This is a genomic window from Proteus vulgaris, from assembly GCF_011045815.1.
Lineage (GTDB): Bacteria > Pseudomonadota > Gammaproteobacteria > Enterobacterales > Enterobacteriaceae > Proteus > Proteus vulgaris_B.
The window spans coordinates 98,192-120,303 of the sequence record NZ_CP047344.1 but is presented as its reverse complement, the minus strand read 5'-3'; the positions used below and the strand labels follow the sequence as shown (position 1 = coordinate 120,303).

Annotated in this window: 18 protein-coding genes and 1 riboswitch; of the genes, 7 read left to right on the top strand and 11 right to left on the bottom strand. The window is 39.1% G+C overall.

Going from position 1 to position 22,112, the window contains the following annotated elements:
• Positions 1–54: 54 nt before the first annotated feature.
• Both murI and btuB read right to left on the bottom strand, forming a co-directional pair.
• Positions 55–921: a glutamate racemase gene (murI, locus tag GTH24_RS00560; protein ID WP_072070601.1), complete on the bottom strand. Its 867-nt coding sequence runs from the start codon at positions 919–921 to the stop codon at positions 55–57.
• Positions 866–2,734, bottom strand: a complete 1,869-nt coding sequence (gene btuB, locus GTH24_RS00555; protein ID WP_072070602.1) for a TonB-dependent vitamin B12 receptor BtuB — start codon at positions 2,732–2,734, stop codon at positions 866–868. The genes murI and btuB overlap by 56 nt, the downstream gene beginning before the upstream one ends.
• Before the next feature lie 69 nt (positions 2,735–2,803).
• Positions 2,804–3,012, bottom strand: a riboswitch (cobalamin riboswitch).
• 113 nt (positions 3,013–3,125) lie between these two features.
• Between btuB and trmA the strand changes: the two genes are divergently transcribed.
• Positions 3,126–4,223, top strand: a complete 1,098-nt coding sequence (gene trmA, locus GTH24_RS00550; protein ID WP_072070603.1) for a tRNA (uridine(54)-C5)-methyltransferase TrmA — start codon at positions 3,126–3,128, stop codon at positions 4,221–4,223.
• Positions 4,224–4,347: 124 nt separating this feature from the next.
• Here trmA and GTH24_RS00545 read toward each other — a convergent pair whose 3' ends face one another.
• The gene (locus tag GTH24_RS00545) at positions 4,348–4,749 is read right to left on the bottom strand and encodes a YijD family membrane protein (protein ID WP_072070604.1); all 402 of its coding nucleotides are present in this window, start codon (positions 4,747–4,749) and stop codon (positions 4,348–4,350) included.
• A complete protein-coding gene (fabR, locus tag GTH24_RS00540; protein WP_072070605.1) occupies positions 4,749–5,435 on the bottom strand; it encodes an HTH-type transcriptional repressor FabR in 687 nt (228 codons plus the stop codon). The genes GTH24_RS00545 and fabR overlap by 1 nt, the downstream gene beginning before the upstream one ends.
• Before the next feature lie 199 nt (positions 5,436–5,634).
• Here fabR and sthA point away from each other — a divergent pair, with 199 nt between their 5' ends.
• Positions 5,635–7,032 carry a Si-specific NAD(P)(+) transhydrogenase gene (gene sthA / locus GTH24_RS00535; protein WP_072070606.1) on the top strand — a complete coding sequence of 466 codons (1,398 nt, stop codon included), beginning with the start codon at positions 5,635–5,637 and terminating at the stop codon, positions 7,030–7,032.
• On the opposite strand, the gene oxyR is transcribed toward sthA, so the two are convergent.
• The 5 genes from oxyR to argC form a co-directional block, all read right to left on the bottom strand.
• The gene (gene oxyR / locus GTH24_RS00530; protein ID WP_072070607.1) at positions 7,024–7,941 is read right to left on the bottom strand and encodes a DNA-binding transcriptional regulator OxyR; all 918 of its coding nucleotides are present in this window, start codon (positions 7,939–7,941) and stop codon (positions 7,024–7,026) included. The two genes, sthA and oxyR, sit on opposite strands and share 9 nt — an antisense overlap.
• Positions 7,942–8,189: 248 nt before the next feature.
• Positions 8,190–9,572, bottom strand: a complete 1,383-nt coding sequence (gene argH, locus GTH24_RS00525; RefSeq protein ID WP_072070608.1) for an argininosuccinate lyase — start codon at positions 9,570–9,572, stop codon at positions 8,190–8,192.
• A 76-nt stretch (positions 9,573–9,648) separates the two neighbouring features.
• Positions 9,649–10,857, bottom strand: coding sequence for an argininosuccinate synthase (locus tag GTH24_RS00520; protein WP_072070609.1), 1,209 nt, complete (start codon positions 10,855–10,857; stop codon positions 9,649–9,651).
• A gap of 75 nt (positions 10,858–10,932) precedes the next feature.
• Positions 10,933–11,706, bottom strand: a complete 774-nt coding sequence (gene argB, locus GTH24_RS00515) for an acetylglutamate kinase (protein WP_072070610.1) — start codon at positions 11,704–11,706, stop codon at positions 10,933–10,935.
• A 20-nt stretch (positions 11,707–11,726) separates the two neighbouring features.
• Positions 11,727–12,731 carry an N-acetyl-gamma-glutamyl-phosphate reductase gene (gene argC / locus GTH24_RS00510; protein WP_164525838.1) on the bottom strand — a complete coding sequence of 335 codons (1,005 nt, stop codon included), beginning with the start codon at positions 12,729–12,731 and terminating at the stop codon, positions 11,727–11,729.
• A gap of 100 nt (positions 12,732–12,831) precedes the next feature.
• On the opposite strand from argC, the gene argE reads away from it, so the two are divergent.
• Positions 12,832–13,995, top strand: coding sequence for an acetylornithine deacetylase (gene argE / locus GTH24_RS00505; RefSeq protein ID WP_164525837.1), 1,164 nt, complete (start codon positions 12,832–12,834; stop codon positions 13,993–13,995).
• Between the two features lie 87 nt (positions 13,996–14,082).
• On the opposite strand, the gene poxB is transcribed toward argE, so the two are convergent.
• Positions 14,083–15,807 carry a ubiquinone-dependent pyruvate dehydrogenase gene (gene poxB / locus GTH24_RS00500; protein ID WP_164525836.1) on the bottom strand — a complete coding sequence of 575 codons (1,725 nt, stop codon included), beginning with the start codon at positions 15,805–15,807 and terminating at the stop codon, positions 14,083–14,085.
• A gap of 568 nt (positions 15,808–16,375) precedes the next feature.
• On the opposite strand from poxB, the gene GTH24_RS00495 reads away from it, so the two are divergent.
• From GTH24_RS00495 to GTH24_RS00485, 3 genes are read left to right on the top strand one after another with little or no spacing between them, the layout of a single operon-like run.
• Positions 16,376–17,197 (top strand): DUF3100 domain-containing protein, encoded by an 822-nt coding sequence (locus GTH24_RS00495; protein WP_072070614.1) that lies wholly within the window; start codon positions 16,376–16,378, stop codon positions 17,195–17,197.
• A complete protein-coding gene (locus tag GTH24_RS00490; RefSeq protein WP_006534124.1) occupies positions 17,194–17,643 on the top strand; it encodes a hypothetical protein in 450 nt (149 codons plus the stop codon). The genes GTH24_RS00495 and GTH24_RS00490 overlap by 4 nt, the downstream gene beginning before the upstream one ends.
• Positions 17,643–18,821: a M20 metallopeptidase family protein gene (locus GTH24_RS00485; protein WP_164525835.1), complete on the top strand. Its 1,179-nt coding sequence runs from the start codon at positions 17,643–17,645 to the stop codon at positions 18,819–18,821. The genes GTH24_RS00490 and GTH24_RS00485 overlap by 1 nt, the downstream gene beginning before the upstream one ends.
• Positions 18,822–18,886: 65 nt before the next feature.
• Here the strand turns inward: GTH24_RS00485 and GTH24_RS00480 are convergent, their stop codons facing one another.
• On the bottom strand, positions 18,887–19,900 hold the full coding sequence (locus GTH24_RS00480) for a LysR substrate-binding domain-containing protein (RefSeq protein WP_072070616.1): 1,014 nt from the start codon (positions 19,898–19,900) through the stop codon (positions 18,887–18,889).
• 709 nt (positions 19,901–20,609) lie between these two features.
• On the opposite strand from GTH24_RS00480, the gene proP reads away from it, so the two are divergent.
• Positions 20,610–22,112, top strand: coding sequence for a glycine betaine/L-proline transporter ProP (proP, locus tag GTH24_RS00475; RefSeq protein ID WP_072070617.1), 1,503 nt, complete (start codon positions 20,610–20,612; stop codon positions 22,110–22,112).

Here is a 22,112-nt window from a genome sequence, read left to right as displayed (position 1 = left end):
CAACACTTTTTTTGAGTTTTTTTACTGACCGTTGGATTTTCCACCAAATTGCACTTAAAGCGCTAGTTTTCTGAGCGATTCAAAACCAAAGCTTGCTAAAACAGGTTTTAGTAATTCGCTATTCTCATCTTCTTTTAGACAATAAGCGAAGCTAATTTCATTTGAACCCTTAATTTTCGCTTGATTTACGACCAACCACGCAGTTCTTCGTGCAATTGCAGCACCGGAATCAATAATTCGGGTGCCATCAGGTAAAACAGAAAGTAGTTCTTCTGCTAATAAAGGAAAATGCGTACAACCTAATACTACAGTATCGGGTGGCTCTTTCATTTTTAGCCAAGGTGCTAAAATCTTACGTAGCTCATCTAGAGAGACTTTTTCACCGTGCAATTTCTTTTCAGCTAATTCCACCAGCTCGGCCGAACCTAAAGAGTGAACTTTGCAATCAGTTGCAAAGCGTTCTATCAGTTCATGGGTATAAGGCCGTTTAACTGTTGCTCTCGTCGCTAATAATCCAACTACACCGTTACACGTTAATTTTGCAGCGGGCTTGATGGCGGGCACAACTCCCACAATAGGAATATCGGTAAACTTAGCGCGCAAAGCAGGAAGGCTTACCGTACTGGCTGTATTACAGGCAATAACAATTGCCGCAAGATCATGCTTTTCAGCAATCACACTAACGATACGAACAACACGGTCAATAATAAACTCTTGAGATTTTTCCCCATAAGGGAAAGCTTCATTATCGAAAACATAGATATAGTGAGCATCCGGTAATTTTTCACGGATCTCACGATAAACAGATAAACCGCCAACCCCTGAATCAAAAACTAATACAGTAGGGTTAGCGGTAAGTTGTGCATCAGAAGTTGTAGCTTCCTGTAAGGAAGTATTCACGTCCTGGTGTGCGATAGCCATAAGCTGTCTCATAATCTTTATCAAACAGGTTAGCTATTCTACCACGAATCGATAGATGTGATGTAATAGGATATGATGCAGTTAAGTCCCAAAGACTCACTCCACCTAAAGAAACATTCTCATACGTGCCGTAATCTTTATCCGTGCGCTGGCCAATATATTGGTAAGTCACTCCCATATCGAGTTTCTCAACTTGCCAATCAAGTTGATATTTCAACTGTTGACGAGCACGACGGTCAAGACGTTGGTGCGTTTCTTTATTTCTTGCATCTATATATTGGTAATTAAAGGTATGATGGAAAAACCATGTATCCATTTCTCCTGTAAATTCGGCACCTTTAATTAATGCCTTTCCAACATTGTAATTACGATATGGATTGTTAGATTCACCTTGGATCAAAGAATCAATATCATTGCGATACGCAGTGACTCGCCATGCTAACGGCCCCGTTAATCCTTCAAAGCCACCTTCCCACTGTTTGCTCTTTTCAGGTTGCAGATCAGGATTACTTCCCCACTCACTATAAAGTTGCATCAAGGTCGGCGCTTTAAATGCAGTACCATATCCCCCAATGACACGATAGCCCTCAACAAATTCCCAACCTAAATTCGTTTGCCAAGTGGTATGCCAACCATACTCTGAATGATTATCAGAACGTACAGACGCTTCGGCGATAATCTCACCTAATTTTTGCTGTCCTGTGAGGTATAAGCCGGTATTGTCGAAGTGTTCTTTATTAGGGAATCCGTTAGAGCCCGCTTTAATAGATTGACGTTGCCAGTCTATACCGCCACCGACACTGCCATTACCTAATAAAAGGTGATTTCCCCACTGCACATTATATTGTTCAGAGTTAGTAAAACGGCTTCCTTTACCATAACGACCATAACGAGGATCATAGTCATAATCTTTGGTGTAGTTATAACTGGTATTTAAAGAAGAAGAGTAGTTATCGCGATTAAATTTCACGCCACCATCATAGGTGCGGCTAAACAGTGCTCTTGTATCCGTTAAGACATCGTTATAACTGTCATAATAAGCATCATAAGCGGTACGATTATCAAAACCATAAGCACGTGCATATATAGAAACATTATCGTTAATATCGTGATTGGCCCCTAACCACAACGATTTATTCATAAAACCATCACGATCAGGTTGTGGATGCCCACCTGTATTCCCATTTGCTTCTACATCATAGCCTTTGGTATAGAGATAACTTCCTGCTGCCGTTAATGTCGTTCTGTCCCCGACTTTCTGTTTTACAGATCCATCATATTCTTGGTAGCCATGAGAACCCATTGTGGCGTTAAGCGTTCCTCCTTCCGTTTTTCTTTCTGTGAGGATATTAATCACACCACCAATTGCATCGGAACCATAAACAGAAGAACGAGGCCCTCTTATATATTCAATTCGTTGAACAAGAGAAAGGGGAATTTGGCTAATATCAGAGCTGCCAGACACATTAGCCTGATTTAAACGCACACCATCCACTAAGATAAGTACATGTCGAGATTCAGCGCCACGCACATAAATAGAGCTCATCTGCCCTATTCCACCATTTTGTCCCACATCAATACCCGGCATTCTACGTAATACATCAATCACACTATTACTCTGCCAGCGATCAATCTGTTCACGTTCAACAACGGTGATAGGCGCTAAAATAGAAGAGTTCGGCTCTTGAAAGCGGTTTGCAGTCACACTTAATGTATCGCTGTTATTAGCAAACGCACTAAAACTGCTCACCATTACACTCAAAGCCACACTCGAAGCTATACTTGAAATAAAGAAAACTTTTTTATTATTCATGAAAATCTGCATCCAACAGAATAAGTAGCAGGATGCCGCCAAAATTAAATAAAGCGCGTATTTAATTTAAGATGCGACAGGTCTTCGGCAGGTCTTCGGACTCTAGGTTAAATAAACAATTTTGTGTATTTAAGATAATGACTTCCCACCGCACTTATATGAGTGCTTTGCAGTGTCTTTTATTATCCTTGATCCTATTACCGCTGCGCGTCAGTTCTGGCTTTGCACCAGATTCCCTTTTCACTCCTATAAAGGAGGCCGAACAGCTATGCTACGATTTCAACTTCACTGAGTCCAGAAATTGAACATGAAGAATACTGGACATCTTCATGAGGATCTCTACAATTTCGCTCGCTTAACTTTATTACTGCCAAAAAAAAGGCGAGATACCATGCAGAATTCATTACCAACGCAAACATATCAGTCTCAACTGAATGAAAAAACACAACGTCTACAAACGATGATGGCTCCTTTTAATGCGCCTGAAGCGGAGGTTTTTTCATCACCAGAACAGCATTATCGTATGCGTGCGGAATTCCGTATCTGGCATGAAGAAGATTCTCTCTATCATATTATGTTTAACCAAGAGACTAAGCAGCGTATTCGTGTTGACCAATTTCCCGTTGCCAGCCAGCTTATTAATAAAATGATGGTTGCCTTATTGGCAGAAATAAAAGACAAGCCAACACTTAGAAAGAAACTATTTCAGATTGATTATCTTTCTACGTTAAGTAATAAAATTATTGTCTCTTTGCTGTATCACAAGAAAATTGATGAAACTTGGCAACAAGAAGCACAAACATTACGCCAGGCCTTAATTGCTCAAGGCTTTGATGTGCAGTTAATCGGCCGCGCATATAAAACAAAAATTATGCTCGACAACGATTTTATTGATGAAGTGTTACCTGTTGCGGGTAAAGAGATGATTTATCGCCAAGTTGAAAATAGCTTCACGCAACCTAATGCTCAGGTCAATATTAAAATGTTGGAATGGGCATTAAAGGCAACAGAAAACGCGAAAGGTGATCTGCTTGAATTGTATTGTGGTAATGGCAACTTTTCATTAGCGCTCGCACGTAATTTTGAGCGTGTGCTAGCAACAGAAATTGCAAAGCCATCTGTTCATGCCGCGCAATACAACATAGCAATGAACCACATTGATAATGTAAAAATTATTCGTATGTCTGCAGAAGATTTTACGCAAGCAATGAATGGAGTAAGAGAATTCAAACGTCTAGAAGGAATTGATTTAAAAGATTACCAATGTGAAACTATTTTTGTCGATCCACCTCGCAGTGGTTTAGATGAGAAAACTGTAGAGCTGGTTAAAACTTATCCTAGCATTTTATACATCTCTTGTAACCCAGAAACACTGTGTCAAAATTTAGAGACTCTAATAAAAACACATAAAATCAGTAAATTAGCTTTATTCGATCAATTCCCATACACCCATCATATGGAATGTGGTGTGTTATTGGAAAAAAGATAACTGCTTATTTCTCTTCTTAGAGTAAAAAATCCTTTAATAACCCGAATAAAAACAAAAAACACCAGCAAGATAACTTGCTGGTGTCAAAATTTCGCTGTGTTTACAACAAAGAGATAAGTACAGACTAGTACTGTTCTGCTTGTGATGCTCTTTCAGCTTCTTCGGCCTGTAGACGTAAGCGTTGGCGCTGTTTAAATTGACGATAAATCCACAACGCAACAATAACAATACAAACAGAAGAGAAAAAGTTTGAACCCCATTCAGGGTTAGCTGTTCTGGTGTAAGCGTTATAACCGAATAGGCCTAATAAAAAGAATGAAAAAATCAGCTTAGGCATACCATCGGTCATAGGTTGATTTAAATAACGCTGATATAAACAGTAAACTGCCAAGATTAAACTGATTAGTGGGAAAACTGACCACGTCTCAATAAACGGATTAAAAAAACTTGAATAAGTACCATGTAAAGCGACACCAATGACTGTGGCAAGTAATAGCGTGCTTTTTTCACAGCGATTTTGTTCCATCATTTGTCTCCTTTCTGATGCGTTTTTTTCTTTATTTCTGGGTTATCTTGTAGAGGTGTTTGCGTCTCTTGCTCGCGTCGATACCAATAATAAGCACCTTTAGCAATCATACGCAGTTGTAAAACTAATCTTTCTTCTAATTGTTGACGCTTTTCAATATCAATATCCAGTGCTTCTGCGCCTGCACTAAATACAATAGTGACCATTGCTTCAGATTGCATTTCTGTAAAATAACGTGGCATATGACTTTCTTGCTCAAGGTAGTCTGCCAGTTCTGCAATAAAATGTTGGATCTCTCGTGCGACTGCGGCACGAAATTCCGCCGAAGTCCCAGAACGCTCACGTAATAATAATCGAAACGCATTAGGATTATTGCCAATGAATTCCATAAAAGTAGCTACTGATGTTCTGATAACACTGCCACCTTTCGCAATGCGTTGACGTGCTTGCCGCATCAGTTGACGTAACATCAATCCACTTTCATCAACCATTGTCAGCCCAAGTTCATCCACATCTTTAAAATGGCGATAAAATGAGGTAGGCGCAATACCGGCTTCTCTAGCTACTTCTCGTAAGCTTAAGCTGGTAAAGCTACGTTCAGCACTCAGTTGGCTAAAGGCAGCTTCAATTAAAGAGCGACGGGTTTTTTCTTTTTGTTTAGCTCTGATGCCAATATTATTACTCACAGAAATCCTGATAATCCTAATTTGGTTTATGCTCAATATATCAAACTTTGTTAAAAAAGCAGTGCGTACAATCATCTCTAAAGACACATTCTCATAAAAACTCAACAAAGTGTGACTAATGCCCTTAATGTCAATTGGGCTATTATTCATTCTAATGTTAATATAGCGTTGTCGGTTTGTATAAAACAGGTCTCTTCCTATGCAACATTCTCATTTCGATGCCATTGTTATCGGTTCAGGTCCTGGCGGTGAAGGCGCGGCCATGGGGCTTGTTAAACAAGGAAAACGCGTCGCAGTTATAGAACGTTATAACAAAGTTGGTGGTGGCTGTACGCATTGGGGCACTATTCCCTCCAAAGCCCTACGCCATGCAGTAAGTCGCATTATCGAGTTTAATCAAAACCCACTTTATAGCGACCAATCTCGTCTTATTAACTCCTCTTTTTCTCAAATACTTCGTCAAGCCAGTACCGTGATTAGTCAGCAGACTAAAATGCGTCAAGGTTTCTACGAACGCAATAATTGTACAATGTATTCGGGTGAAGCCGCATTTATTGACGAGCGCAGGATCAGCGTACGTTACCCTGATGGTACTTGCGATATTCTCTCTGCTGATAGCTTTATTATTGCAACGGGCTCTCGCCCTTACTGCCCACCTGATGTTGATTTCTCTCATTCTCGTATTTATAACAGTGACACTATACTTGATTTAGAGCATGAGCCTCACCATGTCATTATTTATGGCGCGGGTGTCATTGGTTGTGAATATGCCTCTATCTTTAGAGGATTAAGAGTAAAAGTAGACTTAATCAACACTCGTGATCACCTCTTGTCTTTCCTTGATCAAGAGATGTCTGATGCACTTTCTTATCACTTCTGGAATAACGGCATTGTTATTCGTCATAATGAAGAATACGAAAGCATTGAAGGCGTCGATGATGGTGTTATTGTTCACCTAAAATCAGGTAAAAAAGTCAAAGCAGATTGCCTACTCTACGCAAATGGCCGAACAGGAAATACGGATCTGCTGGGCTTAGAAAATGTGGGTATTAAAACAGATAGTCGTGGGCTCGTTTCTGTTAACGCCCATTACCAAACCAGTTGTGAACACATTTATGCCGTAGGGGATGTCATTGGTTATCCAAGTCTGGCTTCAGCTGCTTATGATCAAGGGCGTATTGCGGCTTTGGCAATCACAGCGGGAAAATCAGAAACACACTTGATTGAGGATATTCCAACTGGGATCTACACCATTCCTGAAATTAGTTCTGTAGGTAAAACAGAGCAACAACTCACTGCAATGAAAATCCCTTATGAAGTGGGTCGTTCTCAGTTTAAACATCTGGCAAGAGCACAAATAGCAGGTATGAATGTAGGGAGTTTGAAAATTCTCTTCCACCGTGAAACCAAGCAAATTTTAGGTATTCACTGCTTCGGCGAACGCGCAGCAGAAATTATTCATATTGGCCAAGCAATTATGGAACAAAAAGGTGAAGGTAATACTATCGAATATTTCGTTAATACGACCTTCAACTATCCAACAATGGCAGAAGCCTATCGTGTTGCTGCACTTAATGGTTTAAACCGCTTATTTTAACGCACTCTGTTTTTCTGCATAAAATGCGGTCATATGTTCACGGATTGTCTCTGCTAACTGTTCATAACGATTACGCAAAGGCGATCCGGGACGATAAACCAAAATAATAGAACGTGATGGATTGGGATCAGTACATTCTAGATAACAAACTCCATCACGTTTCTGCTCTTGAGGTACTGATAAATCAGGCAATAGGGTTATTCCACTACCCGCAGCGACCATATTACGTAATGTCTCTAAACTCGTTGCTCTAAAATGAGTATCCTCTTTTGCGCCCGCTTGGAAGCAAAACCCTAACGCTTGATCCCGTAAACAGTGCCCATCTTCTAGCATCAATAAACGCTGACCCGCTAAATCGCCCATTGGCACAGACTCACGTTCATGCCACGGATGTCCTTCATAAATCGCTAATTTCATTGGCTCTTCAAATAGAGGCACTTCAATAAACGGCGCACTCTCTTTAACCATTGCTAAAATTGCACAATCGAGCTTTCCGCTATCTAATTGAGCTAATAAGCTATGAGTTTGTGCTTCATGAAGGTACATCTCTAACTTAGGATAGTTTTTATGCAATTCAGGAATAATATGGGGCAATAAATAAGGGCCGACAGTAGGAATAAGTCCAATATGTAAAGGGCCAGCCATACTTTCACCTTGCAATGAAGCCATTTCTTGTAGCACTTTTACTTCACGTAGAACGGTTTTCGCTTGATCCACCAGCAACAAACCTTGTTGCGTAAACAGAACCTTACGGCTAGTTCGTTCAAGCAACATTACACCCAGTTCATCTTCAAGCTTACGAATTTGGCCACTTAATGTTGGTTGACTCACATGGCAAGAATCTGCCGCACGGCGAAAATGTTTATGCTCAGCTAGAGCCACCAGATATTCCAAATCACGGATATTCATTGCAGATCCCACATTTATTGCTGATAGTTAATGTCTATAGATAATATAGCAACTGATAAATTTTTCTATCAGTCGAATGTTATTCTGTCTCTCTTTTTTGATATTTTTTAATAAACAAATCTAATTACTTCATATTCTAAAGAATTCAAGATGAACACAGATATTATCGGCAATTCAAAATAAAAAAACAGGGCAATAAATCCCCTGTTCTTATGGAATAACAGTAAGTTGTCTTAAATAAACTCTTTTTATTTATCCATACTTAATGTTTCTTTTGCTTTTTCTATCGCATAAGTGACCTGTTTTTGAGAAACACCACCTTTTGCAAGACGCTTATCTAAACATGATTGAAGCGATAAAATATCGTACACATCAATCGTGATTTTATCGTTAAACATCTGTAATTCAGAAAGAGGAAGCTCTTCAATGGCTTTACCTTGCTCAATCGCACAAACAACCACTTCACCCACAATATGGTGCGCTTCACGAAATGGCACGCCTTTAGCAACAAGATAATCAGCAAGCTCTGTGGCATTAGCGTAACCTTGTTTAGCGGCCTCTTCACAGCGAGAGCGACGAATTTGAATGCCATCAAGCACCAGTGTTGCCATATGCAAACAGTCAGACCAAGTATCAAGCGCGTCAAACAACCCTTCTTTGTCTTCTTGCATATCTTTATTGTAAGCCAAAGGCAGACCTTTTAAGGTCATCATCATGCCTGTTAATGCACCTTGAACACGTCCACATTTTCCACGGATAAGCTCAAGCGCATCAGGGTTTTTCTTTTGAGGCATTAATGATGAACCTGAAGTCACTTTATCTGATAATTCAATAAAGCCTGCTTCTCCACTATTAAAGAAAATTAAATCTTCAGCAAAACGAGATAAATGCACCATCCCAATAGATGCGGAAGATAATAGCTCCAATACATGATCACGGTCAGATACACTGTCTAGGCTATTATTAGTTGCACTCGCAAAACCTAACCACCCCGCTAATTGTTCACGATCGATATCATAAGCTGTACCCGCTAATGCACCGCATCCCAGCGGACTGATATCCAAACGTTTCAAAGCATCGGCTAAACGGCTTTCATCTCTAGCTAACATTTCATTGTAGGCCAAACACCAGTGTGCGAATGTTACTGGTTGAGCGCGTTGCAAATGGGTATAACCCGGCATCACAGCATTTTGATTTTGTTCTGCCGTAATGACTAAAGCTTTTTGTAACTCAACAATCGCCTGGCGAAGATGAATGACCTCTTCTTTGCACCATAATTTTAAGTCTGTTGCGACCTGATCATTACGGCTACGACCTGTATGTAATTTTTTACCTAAATCGCCAACTTTAGCAATAAGCTTACTTTCAACCCAACTATGAATATCTTCTGCATCACTTTGCAAAATAGAGTGTGGATTTGCTGTTACTTCTTCTGATAATTCATTTAAAGCTTGCTCAATTTGAGCTTGTTCATCTTGCGATAATACGCCCACTGTAACTAACGCTTTAGACCAAGCTACTGAGCCAAAGATATCCTGTTGTGCCAGTCGAAAATCAAACCGCAGTGAATCATTGAATTGTTTAAACCGTTGATCAGCTTCCTGACTAAAACGTCCACCCCAGAGTGCCATAATCGCTTCCTGTTTTATTCTGTGTAATAAAAAAGAGTGAGAGTGATGCTTGTTAGCACCACTCTATTGCCTGATGTTATTTCTTGCTCAGCGCACGAATACGTGATGGCAGAGAATATAAACGGATAAAACCTTCAGCATGACTGTGATCGTAAACTTCATCTTCACCAAAGGTTGCAAATTCCTCAGAGTACAGGCTATTTTCTGATTTTTTCTGAATGGCATTCACATGGCCTTTATAAAGCTCTAAAACTACTTCGCCATTCACCTCTTTTGCCAGCGATTCAGCAGCTGCTTGTAGTGAAGCTCGGATTGGCGTAAACCAACGACCGTCATAAGCCACATACGACATCTCCAAACCAAGTTGTTGACGCCATTTAAACGCATCTCTATCAAGAACAAGTTGCTCAACACCACGCAGAGCAGCCATCATGATAGTGCCCCCTGGAGTTTCATAGCAGCCACGAGATTTCATTCCCACTAAACGGTTTTCAACAATATCAATACGTCCGATACCATGCTTAACACCTAATGTATTTAATGTATCTAAACATTCAAAAGGTGATTGTGTTTTACCATTTACCGCGACAACTTCACCCGCTTTTACTGTAACAGTGACTAATTCTGGTGTCTCTGGCGCTTTCTTAGGATCGACAGTCCATGCCCAACAATCTTCATTTGACGCATTCCATGGGCTTTCTAACACACCACCTTCCGTTGAGATATGCCATGCGTTTTCATCACGACTATAAATTTTCTCAAGTGTAGCCGTAGTGGGAATATTACGAACTTTCAGATAATCCAGCAGTGCTTCACGAGAACGTAAATCCCATTCTCTCCAAGGCGCAACGACTTTAAGTTGTGGAGCAAGTGCCGCATAAGTGCTTTCAAAACGAACCTGATCGTTACCTTTACCTGTTGCACCATGAGCAACAGCATCAGCACCTAATTTTAATGCCAACTCAACCTGTGCTTTAGCAATAACAGGACGTGCCATTGAAGTACCTAATAAGTAACTACCTTCATATAAAGCACCTGTTTTTAATACAGGATAAACATAGTCTTTGATAAACTCTTCACGTAAATCAACGATATAACACTCAGAAGCTCCTGACGCTAACGCTTTTTGTTCTACGCCAACTAAATCATCACGGCTTTGTCCAACATCTGCAACAAAAGCAACAACTTCACAGTTATCGTAATGTTCTTTTAACCAAGGAATGATCGCCGAAGTATCTAATCCACCTGAGTACGCTAGTACAATTTTCTTAATGCCTTTAGTCATAGTGATAACCTTCAATTCCTAATTTGTTTAAATTCAGCCAACTATCAAATAGTGATAAGATTTCTAGAGTTATTTTTAAGCTAAAATACGGGTTCCTACTGCAACACCATTAAACAGTGCAGTTAGTTTTTCAGCATGGCGCCAACTAGCAATTTCAACGGGTTTTCCGAGTGTTTTTGCCGCTTCTAACGCGGCATTTACTTTCACAATCATGCCGTCAGTGATAATACCTTGGTCAATTAATGTCTGTGCTTTTTCGGCTGATATCTCTGCTATCTTTTGACCTTTACCATCTAAAATGCCACTGACATCTGAAAGCAACACTAAATCAGCACCCAATGTTTCTGCGATAGCGGTTGCGGCTTGATCTGCATTGACATTCATCAGATCACCTTTCTCAGTCATACCGATAGAGCTGATAATAGGTAGATAGCCCGCACCCAGTAATAAATTAAGTAAATCAGGAGAGCCGGGAGTTGCATTTCCTACATGGCCTAACTCTTCATTGATTTGAGTGACTTTCGCTAATTGTCCATCACCCAAAGAAAGTCCCACGCCATTAAGCCCAAATTGAGTTGCCCACGATAACAAGGTCTTATTGGCACTTCCGGCCAGTGCTCCTGTAATGATGTCTATCTGATCAGCGGGTGTAACACGCAGGCCTTGCTTTTTCACGACCGGTAATTGCAATTTACCCATCAATTCATCCACCAAACAGCCACCACCATGTACGATGACCAAAGGGCGAGAGTGTGTTGAACGATATTGTTGTAATGCTGTGAAAAAGCGTGTTAACGCTTCTTCGTTATCAAGGAGTACACCACCCAGTTTGATAATTAATGGTTCCATGAAACTTCCCTACTCATTATTTAAATAAGTGATTCGGTTTCAGCGAAACCAAACCGAATATTCATACATTGCACCGCCTGCGCTGCGGCCCCTTTTAACAAGTTATCTTCAACACCCACCACAATCAGATGTTCACCTTGTTGAGCAAACCCGATATCACAAAATGCAGTTCCTACCACGGCTTTTAATGCAGGTAATCCTTTGTCGTAAACACGCACCAATGGCTTGTCTTGATAAGCTTCATCAAAGACTTGTCTTACATCCTCTTGTGTCACACCCACTTTTAACTTACAGGTGATTGTGGCTAAGATCCCTCTGGCAAAATTACCCAGATGAGGTGTAAAAATGACATCAATACCCAGATGTGTTGCAATTTCAGGTTGATGGCGATGTGTAAACACACCATAAGGCTGCAAGCTCACTTCACAAAAACTGCTAGTTAAAGAGGCTTTTCTGCCAGCACCACTCACACCGCTGGTGGCATTAATGACTGGCCATTGCGCAGTATCTAACAGTCCTGCTTCCACAAGCGGTTTTAGAGACAACTGAGATACTGTTGGATAACAGCCCGGCACAGCAATTAATTGCGCCTGACTGATAACGTCGGCATCCCATTCAGCTAATCCATAAACTGCCTGTGATAACCAATCTATATTCTTATGCTCGAATCCATAGTATTGTTGATAAAAATGCTTGTTTTGTACTCGATAAGCACCCGATAAGTCGAACACCACACAACCTTGTTCTAAAAAAATCGGGGCAATGTCATGGCTGACTTCATGGGCTGTTGCTAAAAAAACGATATCAATATTTTCAGCCGCTTTAATAACATCAACCATTGGCTCTAAAGGAAGATCCACTAAGCCACGATATTGAGGATGAAGTTCAGAAAAGCACTTTCCTGCATCTGCACTTTGAGCTGATACCATCAGTCTGCTCAAATTCACATGAGGATGCTGCTGAAGATAGGCGGCTAATTCAGCGCCAGTGTAACCACTTGCTCCTACAATCAGAGTATTTAACATGTCATTCTTACCTTGTACTATGAACACAAACCGATTAATGTATTTTTATTCAAAAAAAGTGCATGAATATTGATACTATTATGAAGAAAGGCTGTCAACAGTGAATATTAAATTACCTACATTTATTGAGATTTATCGTCAATTAATTGCAACGCCCTCTATCAGTGCTACAGATGCTAAGAACGATCAAAGCAATGAATCGCTGATTAATTTGCTTGCTAATTGGTTGGAAACATTAGGTTTTTCAATTGAAATTCAACCTGTACCTGAAACTCGAGGAAAATTTAACCTTTTAGCAACATTAGGAACAGGGAAAGGCGGATTATTACTCTGTGGTCATACTGACACAGTGCCATTTGATGAAGGTCGTTGGACACAAGATCCTTTTACACTGACAGAAAAAGAAAATAAGCTATACGGCTTAGGCACTGCGGATATGAAAGGTTTTTTTGCTTTTATTCTTGATGCATTGCGAGATATAGACACTAAGGCGTTAACTCACCCTCTTTATATTCTCGCCACCGCAGATGAAGAAACCTCTATGGCAGGCGCACGTTATTTTGCCGCCAATACGACAATCCGCCCTGATTTTGCCATTATTGGCGAACCGACATCCCTAAAACCTATTCGTGCTCATAAAGGGCATTTATCAAATGCGATACGTATTACGGGGCAATCAGGACATTCTAGCGATCCCGAAAAAGGGGTGAATGCGATTGAACTAATGCATGAATCCATTACTCACCTTAGTACACTGCGCGATACGCTAAAAACACGCTATAACAACCCTGCATTTGTTATCCCTTACCCCACCATGAACTTTGGTTATATTAATGGCGGTGATGCAGCAAATAGAATTTGTGCTTGCTGCGAACTTCATATGGATATTCGCCCATTACCAGGGCTTACATTGCAAGATTTAGATGATTTACTACACGAAACATTAGCGCCCGTAAAAGCACGTTGGCCGGATCGCTTAAATGTTGAAGCGCTACACGATCCTATTCCCGGTTATGAGTGCCCAACCGATCATAAAATGGTTGCTGTCATTGAAAAGTTACTAGGTGAGAAAGCGCAAACAGTGAACTACTGTACTGAAGCACCATTTATTCAAGATCTCTGCCCTACCTTAGTATTAGGCCCAGGTTCGATTGAACAAGCCCACCAGCCTGATGAGTTTATTGATATAGCATTTATTGAACCAACTCGTGAATTAATGGGGCAATTAATTGAAAACTTCTGTTTAGCAGAGAAAGCTCAATAATAAAAAACCCTATCAGCTTATGTTGATAGGGTCTGGTCTATTTATCTACAATTTAGACTCTAAATAATTCAAGTTGCAGGTAGGCGATTAACGTAACCAATTGGTTTTAGCGAGTTGAACAATTTCATCACCTCGGCCATTAATAATCGCTTTCATCATATACAAACTAAAACCTTTTGCCTGTTCAAACTTAATTTCAGGAGGCATGGAAAGCTCTTGTTTTGCAGTTACGACATCCACAATCACAGGACCATCATGTTCAAAAGCTTCTTTCAGTGCCTTATCTAGATCTTCCCCTTTTTCAACACGAATACCTTTGATACCAGATGCATTAGCAATGGCTGCAAAATCAGGGTTATGTAAATCTGTGCCATCCGTTAAATAACCTCCCGCTTTCATCTCCATAGCCACAAAACCTAATACACTGTTATTAAAAATAATCACTTTCACTGGCAAATTCATTTGTGCTAACGAGATAAAATCACCCATTAGCATAGTAAATCCACCATCGCCACACATTGCAACAACTTGGCGTTTTCTATCTAATGCTTGTGCACCAATAGCTTGAGCCATCGCATTTGCCATAGAGCCATGATTAAACGAGCCCAGCAAACGACGTTTTCCATTCATTCCTACATAACGAGCCGCCCACACAGTTGGTGTTCCGACATCACAGGTAAAAATGGCATCATCATTTGCCAACTCACTCAATCTACGTGCTAGATATTGTGGATGAATAAGTTCTCGTTCACTTGGTTGTGCAAGTGCATCCAAATCTTGTCGTGCTTTCGCGTAATGTTTCAATGAAGCATCAAGGTGAGAGGTATCTGTTTTCTCTTTTAAACGAGGCTGTATAGCATTTAGCGTTGCCTTAATATCACCAATCATTGCCATATCGACATGACAATGTGAACCGAGACTGCTTGGATTAATATCGATTTGAATAATATTGGCTTTTGATGGATAAAACGCGCGATAAGGAAATTGTGTTCCTAATAGCACCAACGTATCCGCATTTTCCATCGCATGATAACCTGATGAAAAACCAATTAACCCAGTCATTCCTACACTGTACGGATTTTTCCACTCAATGTGCTCTTTGCCTCGCAATGCATGTACAACAGGTGCTTTTAAAGTTTGAGCTAATTTAATCACTTCATCGTGTGCCTGAGCGCACCCTGCACCACACATTAAGGTAATATTTTTTGCGTTATTCAGTGCATCAGATAATTTTTCGATTTCAAAGCGATTAGGCATAATCAGTGGGAACTGCAGCGGATACCAATTTTCAGGCGCATCTTCTGGAGCGGGTTTTAGCGCGACATCACCCGGTAAAACCACAACCGCCACCCCTTTTTTCAAAATCGCGGTTCGCATAGCGATAGCGAGAACTTGCGGGATCTGCTCTGGGTTTGAAACTAATTCACAATAATGACTGCATTCACGGAAAAGCTCTTGAGGATGAGTCTCCTGAAAATAATTGCTACCAATTTCAGCAGAAGGAATATGCGCAGCAATGGCTAACACAGGAACATGATTACGATGGCAATCAAAAAGCCCATTGATAAGATGTAAATTTCCCGGCCCACAAGAGCCAGCACAAACCGCCAATTCGCCATTGACTGCAGCTTCGGCACCTGCAGCAAATGCAGCCACTTCTTCATGGCGAGTTCCCATCCACTCAATTGTTCCCATTTTTCGCAAGCTATCACTTAATCCATTGAGTGAATCACCTGTCACGCCCCAAATACGTTTTACACCTGCATTATGGAGTACTTTAGCAATATAAGTTGCAACTGTTTGCTTACTCATGGTGATCTCTTTCCTCAGTTTTGGGTAAATTATATCTCTGCGCGCTAAGCCTATTTCCTTGTGTTCTTCGATTTCTTTCCCTTACCTGCTTACAGAGAAATTTGTCTTACTAACTCAAATATAAAGAATAACACCTATCACTATAATGTCACTGTCGTGATAAAGTAAGTCTTGGTAAAAATGTAAAAACAAAATATTACTCCCAAATACATTCATTAAATTTATAATAATCGCATTAAATAAGAATATATCTCACTAATAACGTATTATTATTTAATAGATAATGGACAAACGTTATTTATAGGATTATTTTAATAATTAAAATAATTTTTAATTATGGTTTTTCACATCACATTTTTATTAACAATTAAGCTGACTCATTTCAGCCTTACTCACTGTCTTTATTAAAAAATTTAACTTTTTTCTATTTGTTAATAAATTTATCACCATTGTATTATTTCATGCCCCATGAAAAAGAGGTATGAAGTAAACATGACATTGGTCACGCTACCTTTTGCTTTTTGTCCTCTAGAATAAAGCCTGATTATTTTTCAACGGAGATTAACGGATGGACAAAAGTAGAAGTCCGATAAAGGTTTTCTTTATTAGTATTCTGGCAGTCCTTTTCTTAATTTTTATTTCACAATACGTGATTGGTAAAAAAGAAATTAAGATTGGCATTGCAGTAATACCTATTCTACCAATGCTCTTTGCTGTCATTATTGGTATGTGTATATCTGCTGGATTTACCCGTAAAAAAATTAAAGTATGGGGTAAATTATTTACAGAAAAAGAAGAAGGCTTCTGCGGTAAAATGGTAGGTTTTAGCCTACTTATTTTAGGTACGCAATATGCAGGGATGATTGTTCCTAATATTAAAATGATTTTAAGTGTCGGTATTCCTTTATTTGTTCAGGAACTCGGAAACTTATTACCAGTATTAATTGCAGTTCCATTAGCGATTAAATTTGGATTTGGTCGTCGTGCAATTGGTGCTTGTTCATCTATTAGTCGTGAACCTTCTATTGCTGTTATTCAAGGTAAGTTTGGTACAGGCTCGCAAGAATATATTGGTGTATTAGCCATTTATTTATGTGGTTCTGTTATTGGTACTTTGTGGTTTAGTGTATTAGGTAGTCTTGCTCCATTAACAGGATTACACCCACTTGCACTTGCCGCAGGCTCTGGCGTGGGTTCTGGTTCAATGTTAAGTGCGGCATCAGGTGCGTTAATTAATGGTCTTGATGAAGCTTTAGCACAGCAAGTATTAAGTGTTGCTGCCGCATCTAACTTATTATCATCAGCACTTGGCGCACTGTCATTAACCTATTTAGGTTTACCTCTTTCAGAAAAAATTTATAAAATTTTCACCAGAGGCAAAACTGCATGAAAAATATAATTATTGATATGAAATTTGTATTCGTTGCTATTTTACTGGCAATGTTTACTCAGACGTTAACATCAGGGATCGCTCTTTATGCAATGTGGGATAGCTTTATTGCTATGTCATTAGTGGTATTTATTTCACTCGTTGCAAAACATTATTTACCTTCATCTTTACCAACATTTGCTTATGCAACAATTATCGGGATACTTATTTGTTTACCCGAAACACCAGTAAGAGATTTCTTTATTAGTTCGATTGGTAAAGTCTCTTTCTTATCTTGTTGTGTGCCTTTATTAGCATTTGCTGGTTTATCTGTTGGTGGTCAATTAGAAGAACTTAAGAAAATGTCATGGAAAGTTATTCTTATTTTCATGATTGTTTCAACATGTTGTTTCTTTGGAGCATCAATCGTCGCGCAAATTGGATTTACTATCCAGGGAGTTATCTAATGAATAATATTTATAATGTCAGTGAAAAACTCTTTCAATTAAATGACTTTAGTAAAAAAACACGACAAGACTTGCACAAAATACCTGAGTTATCAGGTGAAGAATATAAGACATCAAAGTATTGTCGTGAATTAATGGAAAGTTTTGGTTATCAAATTAAAACTTTTGATGGATATACCGGCTTTACTGCTGACTTAATTGTTAATGCTGAATTTCCATTAATTGCCATCCGTGCTGATATGGACGGATTAGAAATGCCAGACTTAACCAATAATGAACATAGCTCAATTCACCAAGGTTGTGCGCATAACTGTGGTCACGATACTCATATGACCATGGCATTAACCAGTGCAAAATATCTTGCCGAAAATAAAGAAGAGATGAGCGCGAACGTCCGCTTTATTTTCCAAATGGCTGAAGAAGATATGCGTGTTCCTGGTGCTGAAAAAATGGTTGAAATGGGTTGCATGGAAGGCGTTGATGAAACCTACGCACTTCATAATGATGCAGCTATTGAAACGGGTTGTGTACGCTTTAATGATGGCGTGATGTCATCTTATGGCTCAGCATGGACATTAGATGTTTATGGCGTTTCTGCTCATGGTTCAACACCACACAAAGGTTTAGATGCCATTCGCGAAGCAACTCGCCTAATTGATTATATGGATTATGTTGTTGCGAAAAAAACAGATCCATTTAGCCCAGCAGTCTTTGGTTGCGGCATGATCAATGGGGGAACTATCCCTAACGCATTAGCTGACCACGTTCAAGCTCGCGGTACTATCCGTTCTATGGATGAAAATACCGACCAAGTACTGAAAGCTAGTTTTGATGAAATTGTGGCTCGTAGTACAGCAGGTGGATTTAAAACGACATTAAGCTATAGCGGATACCCTGCTGTTGTGAATCATCCAACTGCACATCAGCGTTTATTAGATGCAATGCGTAAATTCTTACCTGAAGAGAATATTGAATCAAACGGTAAGCCAATGACAGGCAGTGAAGACTTTAGCTATATGGTTAATGCGACTAAAGGCAAAGTCGGAGCCATGTTCTTCTTAGGAAGTGGTAACCAAGCGAAAGGGATTAATAATTACCTTCACGCAAATCCTTATTTTGTCGATGATGATTGTTTATTAGTTGGTGCTCAGATTTTTGTTAACATTCTGACTCGCTAATCTTTTATTATTCTGCCCAAAGCCCGTTATTGCCCCCGCACAACGGGCTTTTTCTATTCTGTTGTCTATTCTGCAACGCTATTATTGATATTCACAGAGCGTAAATCAGGTAATTCTTGGTAGACCTCTTTACTATGCCATTGGCTTTCCCACTGTTCTGGCATCTGAATAATATTTTTATCAATATGTGGAGCATAAAGAGAAATAAACTCATGCATATAATCTTTCATATGCGTATGTTTACTGACACAAATATGGGTATAACTCGGTTGTACAAGATGATCAATGTTTATACATTTTAATGCACCACTATCTTCCGTTTCATCATAAGAAGCCGTTGCAATAACACCAATACCTAAATGACGCTTAACGTAATATTTAATAATCTCTGTATCCGTTGCTGTTAATGCTACTTTGGGCTTAAGATTATTTTTATAAAATACTTTGTCTAACTTCGATCCTCGCGTAAAACCAAAAACATAAGTAATTAATGGATACTCCGCCATTTGTTCAATAGTGACTTGTTCATCATCTTGTAATTCAGCAAGAGGATGGTCATAAGGAACGAGTAAACTACGTGTCCAGCGATAACAAGGTAGGGTAATTAAATCTTCATACAAGTGCATAGACTCTGTTGCGATTGCAAAATCGACATCACCATTTTTAACCATCTCAGCTAACTGCGCTGGAGCCCCTTGATGAAAATGCAAAGAAATATTCGGGTAATAGCGGCGAAAATGGTCAATAACATTGGGCAATGAATAGCGAATTTGGGTATGTGTTGTTGCAATATGCAAATCAACTTTTTTATTACGATCTTCTTCAGCCACAATACTTTTAATACGATCAACTTGTCCGAGAATATCACAGGCAATTTTATGCACTTCTTTACCCATTGGGCTTAATGCCAATAAATTATTATTTTTACGGACAAACAGAGACACACTGAGTTCATCTTCTAATATTTTGAGTTGTTTACTAATTGTGGGTTGAGAGGTGTAGAGTTTTTCAGCCGCATTAGTAATGTTGAAATTATTTTTTACGACTTCAACAAAGCTTTTCAGTTGATTAATGTTCATAGAGGTACCTGGGTTAATCTGCACAAATGCGCGGTTAATTATTAATTTTATAAATTTTTATTCTAAATATGCGTAATAGAGAAACTATCTTTAATATCTCTGTCTTGATATCTCATCATACTATCTTGATTTAATCTTATAATAAGCATAGCGAGATCTATTCTATTATCCACACATTCACTTTAACTATTCGAAAGAATAATAAAGCAAAATAAGGTGTTATTATTTTCTACTTATCTATCAACCTTTGTATTATGCACAATACTCACACAAATACGTTAGTCTGAATCAAAAAAACAATAAATCCACCTAACTCAATGTTATTAAAATAGAATTTTAATTTTACTTTCACGATTTTATTGCAAACACTTTCATTCTACCTAAGCTAAATTTACAATCACTAACACCATAAATTTTACAGAAAAGCAGAATTACGTTATGATAACGATCACATTTTAATACTTAGAGGCTATGTTTTGTTATATCAAAACAACAAAGAAAACTTCCTATTATCTTATTTAATCTCATCTATACTTAATAAATATTCTCTTATCTATTAGCTTAATATCACTATTTAATTTTGGTAGAAGTAAGCTGTTTTTTAGTGAATTTTTATCACTCACTCTTCTCGCTAACAAATAGTCACTTCATTTCTTTTAATTAATTGAATAACAAGAAATTACGAATACCTTAATAAAGGTCACTTAATATGAAAATGAAGAAAAAAAGAAACAAACCACTACAAATCAATGACATAACCATTATTGATGATAGTAAGCTCAAAAAAGCCATTACTGCTGCCGCATTAGGTAATGCCATGGAATGGTTCGACTTTGGTGTTTACGGCTTCCTTGCTTACGTTTTAGGTCAAGTCTTCTTCCCTGGAGCATCACCTGGCGTACAGATGATCGCGGCTCTTGCCACCTTTTCTGTACCTTTCTTGATAAGACCATTAGGCGGTGTTGTATTTGGAATGCTAGGGGATAAATTTGGTCGCCAGAAAGTTTTATCTGTCACTATCATTATTATGGCACTCAGTACGTTTGCCATCGGTCTTATCCCTGCGTATGAAACCATCGGTATTTGGGCACCAGTCTTATTATTACTTGCCAAGCTAGCACAAGGTTTCTCTATTGGTGGTGAATATTCAGGAGCTGCAATTTTCGTTGCTGAATACTCACCAGATCGTAAACGTGGATTTATGGGAAGCTGGTTAGATTTCGGTTCAATCGCAGGCTTTGTCATGGGTGCGGGTGTTGTTGTACTTATCTCAACTATTTTGGGTGAAGCCGCATTTCATGAGTGGGGATGGCGTATTCCGTTCTTCTTAGCATTGCCGTTAGGTCTTATTGGCTTATATTTACGTCATGCTTTAGAAGAAACACCTGCATTCCAACAACATGTTGATGCAATGAATAGCGACGACCGCAAATCTATTCAAGATCCACCTCGTGTTTCATTACGTGAAATCGCATCAAAATATTGGAAAAGTTTAACCGTATGTGTAGGTTTAGTGATTGCCACTAATGTCACTTACTATATGTTATTAACCTATATGCCGAGTTATTTATCTCATAACCTAAACTATTCGGCAGATCACGGTGTATTGATCATCATCGCGATTATGATAGGTATGTTGTTCGTACAACCTGTAATTGGATTATTGAGTGACAAAATTGGCCGTAAACCCTTTGTTATTGGCGGTAGTATTGGCTTATTTGTCCTTGCTTACCCTGCGTTTATGATGATTAACAGTGATGAAATCGGTTTAATTTTCTTAGGATTATTAATTCTTGCGGTTTTACTTAACTGTTTTACGGGAGTAATGGCATCCATTTTACCTGCCATATTCCCAACTCATATTCGTTATAGTGCATTAGCAATCGCATTTAATATCTCAGTATTAATAGCGGGTGCAACACCAACAGCAGCTGCATGGTTAGTTGAAGCGACCGGTGATTTATATATGCCTGCTTATTATCTGATGATTGTTGCCGTTGTCGGTTTGATCACGGGGATTAAGATGATTGAGACTGCCAATAAACCGTTGCGTGGAGCAACGCCGGCAGCATCTGATAAATCAGAAGCTAAAGAAATTTTGTCAGAGCACTATGATAGTATTGAACACCGTGTTGAAGATATCGAAGCGGAAATTGAAGCATTGCAGAAAAAACGCCAAGCCCTTATCGATCAACATCCTAAATTAGATTAA

Coding starts and splice junctions, on each gene's coding strand:
- murI (WP_072070601.1), bottom strand. CDS start 921: ATGGCTATCGCACACCAGGACGTGAATACTTCCTTACAGGAAGCTACA.
- btuB (WP_072070602.1), bottom strand. CDS start 2,734: ATGAATAATAAAAAAGTTTTCTTTATTTCAAGTATAGCTTCGAGTGTG.
- trmA (WP_072070603.1), top strand. CDS start 3,126: ATGCAGAATTCATTACCAACGCAAACATATCAGTCTCAACTGAATGAA.
- GTH24_RS00545 (WP_072070604.1), bottom strand. CDS start 4,749: ATGGAACAAAATCGCTGTGAAAAAAGCACGCTATTACTTGCCACAGTC.
- sthA (WP_072070606.1), top strand. CDS start 5,635: ATGCAACATTCTCATTTCGATGCCATTGTTATCGGTTCAGGTCCTGGC.
- oxyR (WP_072070607.1), bottom strand. CDS start 7,941: ATGAATATCCGTGATTTGGAATATCTGGTGGCTCTAGCTGAGCATAAA.
- argH (WP_072070608.1), bottom strand. CDS start 9,572: ATGGCACTCTGGGGTGGACGTTTTAGTCAGGAAGCTGATCAACGGTTT.
- GTH24_RS00520 (WP_072070609.1), bottom strand. CDS start 10,857: ATGACTAAAGGCATTAAGAAAATTGTACTAGCGTACTCAGGTGGATTA.
- argB (WP_072070610.1), bottom strand. CDS start 11,706: ATGGAACCATTAATTATCAAACTGGGTGGTGTACTCCTTGATAACGAA.
- argC (WP_164525838.1), bottom strand. CDS start 12,731: ATGTTAAATACTCTGATTGTAGGAGCAAGTGGTTACACTGGCGCTGAA.
- poxB (WP_164525836.1), bottom strand. CDS start 15,807: ATGAGTAAGCAAACAGTTGCAACTTATATTGCTAAAGTACTCCATAAT.
- GTH24_RS00495 (WP_072070614.1), top strand. CDS start 16,376: ATGGACAAAAGTAGAAGTCCGATAAAGGTTTTCTTTATTAGTATTCTG.
- GTH24_RS00490 (WP_006534124.1), top strand. CDS start 17,194: ATGAAAAATATAATTATTGATATGAAATTTGTATTCGTTGCTATTTTA.
- GTH24_RS00485 (WP_164525835.1), top strand. CDS start 17,643: ATGAATAATATTTATAATGTCAGTGAAAAACTCTTTCAATTAAATGAC.
- GTH24_RS00480 (WP_072070616.1), bottom strand. CDS start 19,900: ATGAACATTAATCAACTGAAAAGCTTTGTTGAAGTCGTAAAAAATAAT.
- proP (WP_072070617.1), top strand. CDS start 20,610: ATGAAAATGAAGAAAAAAAGAAACAAACCACTACAAATCAATGACATA.